This is a genomic window from Syntrophomonas sp. UBA1041, assembly GCF_002316705.1.
Taxonomy (GTDB): Bacteria; Bacillota; Syntrophomonadia; order Syntrophomonadales; family Syntrophomonadaceae; genus DTU019.
This window is the reverse complement of the sequence record NZ_DCEA01000036.1, coordinates 1-10827: the sequence shown is the minus strand read 5'-3', so window position 1 is coordinate 10827 and position 10827 is coordinate 1. Positions and strand designations below refer to the sequence as shown.

Here is a 10827-nt window from a genome sequence, read left to right as displayed (position 1 = left end):
CTCCTCAGGGGGTAAAGGCTTTTCCCGCCCGGGTCATAGTTAATGTCACCATAGGAGAAGCCGGCCATGCCAACGAGAGTTAAAATAAAAAATGTCAAAATGCCGCTGGATTACCAGCAGCCTGAGTTGTACAGGGAAGCCGCCAAAATCCTCAAGCTATCCCCGGACAACCTGGGCCAGGTACGGCTTATTCGTGAAGCCGTGGATGCCAGGCGTAAAGAGGTGCACTTTAATGTCACCCTGGAGGTACTGCTCCCCGAGGGTGCAATTATACCGGATCACCCTCAGATTGCGCCCTTAGAAGAACCAGCTGAATGGCGCCCAATTCAAGGCCAGACCCTCCTCAGCAGTCCGCCCATCATAGTCGGCGCCGGGCCTGCCGGACTGTTTGCTGCATTGTTGCTGTCCCGCTACGGTTATCGTCCTATTGTCATTGAACAGGGTCTGGATGTAGGCCGGCGGATTAATACGGTAGAAAAATTCTGGAAAGACGGGGTCCTGGATGAGTACTGCAATACCCAGTATGGCGAAGGCGGCGCCGGCACTTTTTCCGATGGCAAATTGACCACGCGCAGCGGCGACCGCCGCATAGGACAGATTCTGGATGTGTTTGTCGCCCACGGGGCTGAACCCTCCATACGTTATCAGAAAAGGCCCCATGTTGGCACCGATGGCATCCGGAAGGTTATTAAAGGCATACGCGCCGAGATTCTTAAACATGGCGGCGAGATCTATTTCGATGCCCAGCTGACAGACATTAGTATTAACAATGGGCAAATAAAAAGCATAGTAATAAATAACAGTCTGGAGATATCCTGTTCATTGCTGGTATTGGCCGTGGGCAACAGCGCCAGGAAAACATACCGGTTGCTGAATATTCGTGGTGTATCCATGATTCCCAAATCTTTCGCGATCGGACTGCGTGTGGAGCATCCCCAGAGCCTAATAGATTCCATACAGTATGGAGATTATGCCGGGCACCCGCGTCTGGGGGCGGCTGATTACCATCTGACCTATCAGGACGACAAGAGCCAGCGCGGGGTTTATACCTTTTGTATGTGCCCGGGCGGCTTCGTAATTGCCTCCTCTTCAGCGCCCGGGCAGGTGGTTACCAACGGCATGAGTTACACCGCACGTGATTCGGGTATTGCCAATTCAGCCCTGGTGGTAACCGTAAACCCGGGCGATTGGGAAAACACCGCTTTAGGGGGGATAGGTCTCCAGGAAACCCTGGAAGAACAGGCTTACCGGTTAGGGGGAGGCGGTTATAAAGCCCCGGCTCAGATGCTGACTGATTTTATGGAGCAGGAATCCAGCCGTTCGCTGAAGGGCTCTCTGGCTACCTATCAGCCCGGCCTGACACCCGGCGATCTATGGCAGCTGCTGCCGCACACCTGGTGCCGCAGCCTGGTTAAAGCCATATCCTTCTGGAATAAACGGATGCCGGGCTTCCTCCACCCGCAGGCGGTTTTAACCGGAGTAGAGACCAGAACCTCGGCACCGTTGCGCATACTCAGGAATGCCACCCTGCAATCGGTTAATGTTGCCAACCTTTACCCTTGCGGGGAAGGAGCCGGTTATGCCGGTGGTATCATGAGCTCGGCAGCAGATGGTTTGAAGGCCGCTGAAGCTATAATCCAGGATTACCGGCCGCCCCTGGAAGCGATGACCTTAGAGCATGAATCTTTATGTCCGGCCCGGGGATTGCAAGACCTTACCGGATAACAGCGTATTGACAAAAAAGCAGAATTGAATTATCTTCGAACAATCGTAAAGTTATTAATTGCAGGAGGATCTTACTGTGGGGAGTTTATTTGGCACAGATGGAGTCAGAGGTATTGCCAACCTGGATTTAACTGCTGAATTGGCCTTCAAATTAGGCCGGGCAGGAAGTTATATATTAGCCCAGCAAAACCCTGCCGGGAGACCGCGCATACTGGTGGGCAAAGATACCCGCATATCCGGAGACATGCTGGAGTCAGCCCTGGTGGCTGGGATATGTTCTACCGGCGCAGATGTGTTGACAGCAGGAATCGTCCCTACTCCGGCAGTAGCCTATCTGACAGAAAAATACCAGGCTAACTGCGGCATCGTTATATCTGCCTCGCATAATCCGGTAGAGGACAACGGCATCAAATTCTTTGGCCCGGCTGGATATAAACTTCCCGATGAAATTGAAGAAAGAATTGAGGAATTGGTCCGGCAGGGAACGGATGGACTGAGCCGTCCGCAGGGACCTGATGTTGGCCGGGTTTACACCGTTGAAGCAGCCACGGAGAGTTATTTGGAATATCTTTTATCGTGCTGTGGTCAAAAAATGAATTTGCAAGGGATGACAGTGATATTGGACTGTGCCAATGGAGCAGCCTATCACGTGGCTCCCGCTCTGTGGCAGCGCCTGGGCGCCCGGGTCATAAGCATTGGTGACAAGCCCAACGGCATCAATATCAATGAACGCTGCGGCTCAACCCACACCGGGTTGATAAAAAGAGCGGTGCAGCATTATCATGCTGATCTGGGGATCGCTTATGACGGTGATGCCGACCGCTGCATCGCCATTGATGAAAACGGCCATGAGCTGGACGGCGATTATATCATGCTCATCTGCGCCCTGGATATGCATCGCCAAAATCTGCTCAATCCCCCTGCAGTAGTAGCGACAGTGATGAGCAATATCGGTTTTGAGATCGCCCTGCGCCGTGAAAATGTCAGGGTGGATAGCTGCAAGGTAGGGGACCGTTATGTTTTAGAAAAAATGGTGGAGACCGGCGCTCTCCTGGGCGGCGAGCAGTCCGGACACATTATTTTTAAAAGTCATGCCACAACCGGAGACGGTTTGCTGACATCTATCAAGCTGGTGGAGGTGATGAAAAGAACCGGATTGACTCTTTCGGAGCTAGGCCGTGAGATGGAAAAATACCCGCAACTGCTGGTTAATGTCCGCATCGAGAACAAAGAAGCGGTTTTGTCGCATGAGGTTGTTCAAACCGCGCTCAATGAAGCGGAACGGAGACTTGGAGAATGGGGAAAACTGGTGGTGAGGCCCTCGGGAACTGAGCCACTGGTAAGAATCATGGCCCAGGGTTCTGACCAATATCTTTTAAAGGATGTGATTGATGATATCAAAAAGGCTGTCGAGGCGGTAGCCGGTCAATAATCATTAAAGCGCCTGAACCCGAGTTTTCATCTGGGGTTGACGAGGAGGGGGTTTATCGAGTGTTTCGGCGGATGCCCCCCGGTGGCCACCATCGTTAAAAAGCCTGCAAAAGCCGGCAGTAATGCCTGCCACAAAGAGGCTTTTAGTGGATGCCAATATTGTTTATCAAGAGTCGGGAATGGATATTTCCGGCCTGTATTATGGTGCAATATAAACGAAAAAACCCTATGGAGGTTAAATAAAAAAACATGTGCGGAATTATGGGTTATATCGGCCGCTCTGATGCTGTGCCGGTAATTATAGACGGATTGAGCCGGTTGGAATACCGCGGCTACGATTCGGCCGGTATTGTTGTATACCGGCCCGGAATGACCGCCAGCCTGGATACCATGAAACGCAAAGGCCGGCTGGCCGAACTGATCGACAATTTGCAGGATTTTCCCGGCAGCACGCTGGGTATCGGGCATACCCGCTGGGCCACCCACGGGGTTCCCAGTGACCGCAACGCTCATCCCCATAGCGACTGTTCGGGGCGCATCGCGGTGGTGCACAATGGCATCATTGAGAACTATGCCTCACTGCGCAAGCAATTGATACTGGAAGGCCATGATTTTGTGTCGGAAACTGACACCGAGGTGATAGCCCACCTGGTAGAGAAGTATTACCATCACTCCCTGGAAGCGGCGGTGCGCCAGACCCTGGCGGTGGTGCATGGCTCCTTTGCGCTGGCGGCAATCCACCAGGATGAACCCGACAAGATTATCGTCGCCAAAAAAGACAGTCCTTTGATAATCGGGCTGGGGGAAGGCGAGAATTATGTGGCTTCCGATATCCCGGCCATACTGGGACGCACTACCCGGGTCTATATTCTGGATGACAACGAATTTGCGGTGGTCAAGGCGGATGAGGTGGTTATTACCGATTTAATCGGTGACCCGGTGGATAAATCGGTATTTACCGTGACCTGGGACCCCATATCCGCGGAGAAGGGCGGGTATGAGCATTTCATGCTCAAGGAAATCCATGAGCAGCCTGAAGCCATCCGGGCTACGCTCAGGGGAACGGCAGTTAACGGACGAGTCGATTTTTCCCATCTGGGTATGGATGATGTATTTCAAAAGATAAGGAAAATATTTATTGTCGCTTGCGGCACCGCCTATCACGCCGGTTTGGTGGGCCGGGTGGCCATTGAGAAGCTGGCCCGGGTGCCGGTGGAGACTGATATTGCATCGGAATTTCGTTATCGTGAAATCCTGTGGAACCCTGATGATTTGATGATAGTCATCAGCCAATCAGGGGAAACCGCCGATACTAAAGCAGCCCTGCAGGAAGCCAAAAGACAGGGCATCAAGGTATTGGCGGTCACCAATGTGGTGGGGAGCGCTATAGCCCGTGAAGCCGATCAGGTCATATATACCCATGCCGGACCGGAGATAGCGGTAGCCTCTACCAAGGCATATACAACGCAGCTTATCGTGATGTATCTGCTGGCCCTTTATCTGGCTGACGTGCGCGGTACCATGAACAAACAGGAATTGCAGCACCTGTACAGTGACCTGCTCTATACCGATACCCTGGCTGAACAGGTTCTTTCCGAGGAGGGCGAGATCAAAGCGCTGGCCCATAAATACGCTCACGTGCAGAGCACTTTTTTTCTGGGGCGCAGCTTTGATTATGCGGTGGCCATGGAAGGCGCCTTAAAGTTGAAAGAGATTTCATACATCCATGCCGAAGCCTATGCCGCCGGTGAACTCAAACACGGGCCCCTGGCCTTAATCGACAACGGGGTGCCGGTTTTGGCCCTGATTACACAGGATGGCCTGGTGGAAAAGACCATGTCCAATATTAAAGAGGTCAAAGCCAGGGGGGCCGTAGTGGTGGCGATCTGTAAAAACAACCTGCAGGAGGCCTGCCAGGAGTGTGACGAACAGATCCTGCTTCCGGATATAAATCCCATCCTGGCGCCAATAATCGGGGTCATGCCCCTGCAGATCTTCGCCTATTACATGGCCGTGATGCGGGGTCTGGATGTTGACAAACCCAGGAATCTGGCCAAGAGCGTAACCGTGGAATAGGCTGCAATTTACCACCTTGACAGTCTGAAGCCGGAACAGTGAATTAACTAACTGTTCCGGCTTTTGTTCGAATTAGATTATTAATTGCCTGAGTCAAACGAACGGATAACGGCCTTATTCAGGAGCAACCAGCCCATGGTTGTTCTTTTCTATTATCTTGCTTTCTAACATGGAGGATACCAGGTATGCCTGAAATCAAACTAAACAGATAGGATAAATAAAAAGATATTGACAATATTCGATATAGTTCGTATACTGGGTCAAATGGAATATCTTATAATACATATTGAATTACTATGTATTGGCTAAGGGAGGGAATAAAATGCCATTGCAAAAGGAGGAATTGGCCACACAAGCAGTTGATTTGTTCAAAAATGGCTTGTATTGTTCGGAGGCAATTCTCAAAGTGTTTAATGAAGATCTGGATCTAGGGCTGAGCGATGCTGCTCTTAAAATGGCAACTGGTTTTGGCGCGGGTCTGGGCGCTTCTAAATGCTGCTGCGGCTCTTTAACAGGTGCGGTTCTGGTCCTAAGTGCCGTTAAAGGCAGAACAAACCCGGAAAACGATGTAGATGAAGTTTTTGCTTTGACCCAGGAACTGCATAACCGTTTCAAGCAAAAGTACAAGGCCACGTGCTGCCGCAGACTGACCAAAACAGTCATATGGGGGGAACCCGAACACCATCAGCATTGTGAACAATATGTCGGCGGCGCGGTAGAGATACTGGTAGATATTTTGAAAAAAAGCACTGAGGAGGCGGCAGCGGATGAAGCGCAAAAAGTTGGCTAAAATACTGGGACTCATTCTGGCGATAGGTCTTTTATCAGGGTTGTTGGCCGGCTGCAGTAAGAGTGAAACGCCGGCACCTGCGCAGGATACGGCTGTAAAGAAAAAAGCGGTTATCGCTTATGCGGGAGGAACCTGCGAGGCTCCGACATTTGTGGCATACCATAAAGGATTTTTTGAGGAAGAAGGCTTGGAGGTTGAACTGGTTCAGGCCGGATTTGAACAGCTTAAACTGGGCCTGACGGCCGGGAACATTGACGCTGCCCAGGCTAATTTTGCCTGGTTCAAGCCCATAGAGCAGGGGCTCAACATCAAACTTACCGCCGGGATACATACCGGTTGTATCAAAGCTGTTACACCGGCGGATTCGGGTATTAAAAATATTACAGACTTGAAAGGCAAGACCATAGGTGTTGACGCCATTGGCGGAGGTCCGATGATCGCATTGTCCACGAAATTGAGAGAAAACGGCATCAACCCCACCACCGAAGTGGAATGGAAAGCATATCCCGGCCCCCAGCTTGACGAAGCCATTAAGAAAAATGAAATACAGGCGTATATGACCTGGGACCCCTTCCCCACCCAGGCCCATGACCATAACAACCACATCTATCTGCTCGATATCGGTGCGGATGATCCGTTCAAGGATAACTATTGCTGCTTTGTGGGCGTTAATGGGGATCTTGTATCAAAAGATCCTGAGAAGGCGGCGGCGATTACCAGGGCTTTGCTCAAAGCTGCGGAATGGGTGCAAAGCAATCCCCAGGAAGCGGCTCAGATATCTTTGGACAACAAATATGTCGGCGGGGATGTCGAATTAAACGCCAAGCTTTTGGGCAGCTACAACTGGAACCCCAGCATCAAGCAAGCCCAGGATAACATCAAGTTCTACATCAAGGAGCTTAAAACCCAGGGTATTCTGGAAGCCGGAACCAGCGAAGCGGATCTGTATAAAACTGTTTTCGCCGAAGTAATACCCGATTACAATGGCAAGTAATCATCATTGTAGAGGCGGGGGGGTTATAAGCTTTTATAACCCCTCTTTTTCAATGTAACGAGGTGAATAAATTGTCCGAAAATCCAGCACAAATGGTCAAACAAGAAGAAACCAGGGCGGCGGTTTCCGCACCACCATCAATAGCGAAATATCGCATCTTATTCATAAGATTCATTCCCGTGATCGTACTGTTGATTAACCTGGCACTGCATAGTTTCTTGCCCAATAAACAGGTTTCCAATGTGACAAATACTTATACCGGTGTTTTAATAGCAGTGATTATTTTTTATATCATCCTGGCATGCGCTTCCATGAGGAACCAATCTTTGGGTGAGGCCATGAGCTATAAGGTGCCTTTGCTGGCGGTGCTTTTTTCGTTTTTTGGCATTTGGGATCTGGCGACCCTAAAGCTTAAGCTGCTTCCGCTCCCCTACTTCCCGGGGCCGGATAAAGTATTATACGCTTTCGTACAGGACTGGCCATTGCTGCTCAAGTGCACGGCGTATTCGCTGCGCCTGCTGTTTGCCGGCTATGCCATCGGCGCTCTGCTGGGCCTGGTTACGGGAACCTTAATGGGCTGGAGCCAACGCTGGAATTACTGGATCGGCCCGCTTTTGAAAATCATTGGGCCCATACCGGCAACGGCTTGGATTCCAATTGCGCTGGTCGCTTTCCCGACCAGCTTTTTAGCCAGCGTATTCTTAATCGCACTTGCGGTTTGGTTCCCGGTTACGGTTATGACCAGTTCGGGAATCGCCAATGTTAGAAATGCGTTTTTCGAGGTGGCGAAAACGCTGGGTGGAAATCAAAAATATTTAATATTTAAAGTCGCCGTCCCGGCGTCCATGCCCATGATCTTTGTGGGGCTTTTTATGGGCATGGGCACATCGTTTTTAACATTGATCGTAGCGGAAATGCTTGGCGTAAAAGCTGGTTTGGGCTGGTATATAAACTGGGCGCAGGGCTGGGCGGAATACGCCAAAGTATATACCAGCTTGATTGTAATAGCGGTGATGTTTTCCAGTATTATAAGTTTGCTGTTTAAGACTAGAGACCGCCTGCTAATCTGGCAAAAAGGACTGATCAAATGGTAACAGAACAAGATAACGGTAGTCATACCGTTGGCGGCGCAATTGAAATTAAGAACGTGGGAAGAGTTTTTGGGGAAGCGTCTGACAATCAGGTTATTGCTCTAAAAGACATAAACCTGCATATAAAGCCGGGAGAATTTATTGCACTCATTGGACCCAGCGGTTGTGGAAAATCCACATTGCTGCGGCTGATCGTTGGATTAGACGTTCCCAGCGAAGGTGAGCTTTTTCTTAATGGAGAAAAGATTACCGGCCCTCATTATGAGCGGGGCCTGGTATTTCAAGACCCCACCCTTTTCCCCTGGCTCAATGTTTATGACAATGTGGCTTCCGGTTTGGTAGCGCGCAAGATATACCGCGAAAAAAAACAAGATGTCGCGGAATATATCAAACTGGTTGGTCTTTCCGGATTTGAAAAATCGTATCCTCATCATCTATCCGGCGGTATGGCGCAAAGAGCGGCGCTGGCCAGAGCCCTTGTCAATCATCCCAGGGTGTTGCTCATGGATGAGCCTTTAGGGGCGCTGGATGCCTTTACCCGCATGCAAATGCAAGATGAGATTCTGCGTATATGGCAAGAGAGGAAGACCACCGTGGTACTTGTAACCCATGACGTGGACGAGGCCATCTATATGAGCGACCGTATTGTCATTATGACGCCCAGACCTGGGAAAATACAAGAAATAATCGATGTTCCCATAGGTAAGCCAAGAGCAAGAAACCATCCTGATTTTTTCAGATTGCGTTCAAAAATTCTTGAAACCCTGCATTTTGCAGGCGAAGAAACCTTAAGTTATTACCTATAATTCGATAGGATTGGGCCATATGGGGCTTTCAATAATTCATTTTAATAAAGCCAAAAATAGCAGTCCTTTCTGTGATATTTTGGCTTTTTAATATTTTATGGATGATGTATGCAGGAAAAATCTTTAAAAATTAACTTAATCATATATTGACACTTATCGATGTGATGAATACTATATTCGTATAGATGCTTATCGATATAATAGAAAGGTTTCGATGTGAGGTGAATCAAAACGTGAAGTATCTGTATGCCGGATATGTGCCGGTATTCAAAGCGTTATCCGATGAAACCAGATTGAAAATCATAGAGATGCTGTCCTGTGGCGAAATGTGTGCCTGTGACATCCTGGAATTTTTTCGCATTACGCAGCCCACGCTATCCTACCATATGAAAATTTTAACCGAAAGCGGTCTGATTGACAGCAGGCGCGACGGGGCCTGGATGAGATACAGCATCAACGCAGAAAAAGTTTCCATGGTGATAGAATTTTTGAATGGTATCACCACCGAGCAAGAAACCTGCATTTGCAAGGGAATTGCCGAGGTAAAAAAATGCCAAACGTAATCATCGGCGCGATACCCGCTAGAACATCTGCGGCGACGAGGACAAAATTTGTATTGATGGGGTTTAAAAGAGCAGGCCCATAGTTTCAAAACATATTATACAAACCAGTATGAGGAGGGTTCTGGTGTGGGAGAATCCGTTGCTCGCAAATTGTCTTTTCTGGATCGTTATCTTACCCTGTGGATTTTTCTGGCCATGGCGGTAGGAATAGGGGCAGGCTATTTGTTTCCGCGTATTTCCGACTTCTGGGGCCAGTTTCAGGTCGGAACTACCAACATACCTATTGCGACAGGGTTAATTCTTATGATGTATCCGCCCCTGGCCAAGGTTCGCTATGAAGAATTGCCCACTGTGTTTAAGGATGTTAAGCTGCTGGCCCTCTCCTTGATTCAAAACTGGATTGTGGGGCCGCTGGTTATGTTCACCCTGGCTGTTTTATTGTTGCCTGACAAGCCGGAACTGATGGCCGGCGTGATCCTGGTCGGTCTGGCCCGCTGTATCGCCATGGTGCTGGTATGGAACGACCTGGCCGAGGGCAGTCCTGAATATGTGGCTGGTCTGGTAGCTTTTAACGCCATATTTCAAGTGCTAACTTACTCGATTTACGCTTACATCTTTCTAACGGTTATTCCGCGCTGGCTTGGACTGTCCAGTGTTGTGGTGGACGTATCCATGTTGGAGATTGCCAAGAGCGTCTTTATCTACCTGGGAATTCCGTTTATTGCGGCGATCATCACCCGAACCATTATGCTGAAGCGCAAAAGCCGGGATTGGTATGAGACGAATTATATCCCCCGCATCAGCAAACTGACCTTAATCGCGCTTCTATTCACCATTCTGGTCATGTTTTCCTTGAAAGGCAACGTTATTTTATCGCTGCCCTTAGATGTTGTACGGGTGATGATTCCCTTGACTATCTACTTCTTATTGATGTGGTATGCCACCTTTTTTATCGCCAAGTGGATGGGAACTGACTATCCCAGGACAACGACGATCGCCTTTACAGCCGCCAGCAACGACTTTGAGCTGGCCATAGCCGTGGCGGTTGCTGTCTTCGGAATTCATTCCGCCCAGGCTTTTGCCACTGTTATCGGACCGCTAGTAGAAGTGCCGGTATTGATCCTGCTGGTGAATGTGGCCTTAAAGTTTAAAAAGAAATATTTTAAACCTGGGCTTGCTACGCAGTGAAGACCTATTTAGTTCTCCGTAGCAAAAATTAGCAAATAGAACGATTAATCATGAAAAAAATACAAATCTTTGAGCCGGCTATATGCTGTCCAACCGGTCTGTGCGGCGTTGGCGTTGCTCGGGAACTGCCAGGCCATGAGATTCCATGGATCAACCGGGTGGA

10 protein-coding genes are annotated in these 10827 nt (G+C 49.4%); all 10 read left to right on the top strand.

Annotated elements, in window-relative coordinates:
• The first annotated feature begins 99 nt into the window (after positions 1-99).
• Positions 100-1725: an NAD(P)/FAD-dependent oxidoreductase gene (locus B2633_RS05895; RefSeq protein WP_483169733.1), complete on the top strand. Its 1626-nt coding sequence runs from the start codon at positions 100-102 to the stop codon at positions 1723-1725.
• A 76-nt stretch (positions 1726-1801) separates the two neighbouring features.
• Positions 1802-3157, top strand: a complete 1356-nt coding sequence (gene glmM, locus B2633_RS05890; RefSeq protein ID WP_483169732.1) for a phosphoglucosamine mutase — start codon at positions 1802-1804, stop codon at positions 3155-3157.
• A 248-nt stretch (positions 3158-3405) separates the two neighbouring features.
• Positions 3406-5232, top strand: a complete 1827-nt coding sequence (gene glmS, locus B2633_RS05885) for a glutamine--fructose-6-phosphate transaminase (isomerizing) (protein WP_483169731.1) — start codon at positions 3406-3408, stop codon at positions 5230-5232.
• 322 nt (positions 5233-5554) lie between these two features.
• Positions 5555-6022 carry a C-GCAxxG-C-C family (seleno)protein gene (locus B2633_RS05880; RefSeq protein WP_483169730.1) on the top strand — a complete coding sequence of 156 codons (468 nt, stop codon included), beginning with the start codon at positions 5555-5557 and terminating at the stop codon, positions 6020-6022.
• Positions 6000-7016, top strand: coding sequence for an ABC transporter substrate-binding protein (locus tag B2633_RS05875; RefSeq protein ID WP_483169729.1), 1017 nt, complete (start codon positions 6000-6002; stop codon positions 7014-7016). Before B2633_RS05880 ends, B2633_RS05875 begins: the two co-directional genes overlap by 23 nt.
• 92 nt (positions 7017-7108) lie before the next feature.
• The gene (locus B2633_RS05870) at positions 7109-8110 is read left to right on the top strand and encodes an ABC transporter permease (RefSeq protein ID WP_483169728.1); all 1002 of its coding nucleotides are present in this window, start codon (positions 7109-7111) and stop codon (positions 8108-8110) included.
• Entirely contained in the window at positions 8104-8913 is an 810-nt protein-coding gene (locus B2633_RS05865; RefSeq protein ID WP_483169727.1) for an ABC transporter ATP-binding protein, read from the top strand. Before B2633_RS05870 ends, B2633_RS05865 begins: the two co-directional genes overlap by 7 nt.
• 233 nt (positions 8914-9146) lie before the next feature.
• The gene (locus B2633_RS05860; protein WP_483169726.1) at positions 9147-9476 is read left to right on the top strand and encodes an ArsR/SmtB family transcription factor; all 330 of its coding nucleotides are present in this window, start codon (positions 9147-9149) and stop codon (positions 9474-9476) included.
• Positions 9477-9602: 126 nt separating this feature from the next.
• Positions 9603-10664, top strand: a complete 1062-nt coding sequence (gene arsB / locus B2633_RS05855) for an ACR3 family arsenite efflux transporter (protein ID WP_483169725.1) — start codon at positions 9603-9605, stop codon at positions 10662-10664.
• A gap of 50 nt (positions 10665-10714) precedes the next feature.
• Positions 10715-10827, top strand: a 113-nt coding sequence (locus B2633_RS05850) for an arsenic metallochaperone ArsD family protein (RefSeq protein WP_483169784.1), incomplete at its 3' end; no start/stop codon positions are given.

What these genes read in the sequence shown, in the direction of transcription:
- B2633_RS05895 (WP_483169733.1), top strand. Translation starts at nt 100, where the DNA reads ATGCCGCTGGATTACCAGCAGCCTGAGTTGTACAGGGAAGCCGCCAAA.
- glmS (WP_483169731.1), top strand. Translation starts at nt 3,406, where the DNA reads ATGTGCGGAATTATGGGTTATATCGGCCGCTCTGATGCTGTGCCGGTA.
- B2633_RS05880 (WP_483169730.1), top strand. Translation starts at nt 5,555, where the DNA reads ATGCCATTGCAAAAGGAGGAATTGGCCACACAAGCAGTTGATTTGTTC.
- B2633_RS05875 (WP_483169729.1), top strand. Translation starts at nt 6,000, where the DNA reads ATGAAGCGCAAAAAGTTGGCTAAAATACTGGGACTCATTCTGGCGATA.
- B2633_RS05870 (WP_483169728.1), top strand. Translation starts at nt 7,109, where the DNA reads ATGGTCAAACAAGAAGAAACCAGGGCGGCGGTTTCCGCACCACCATCA.
- B2633_RS05865 (WP_483169727.1), top strand. Translation starts at nt 8,104, where the DNA reads ATGGTAACAGAACAAGATAACGGTAGTCATACCGTTGGCGGCGCAATT.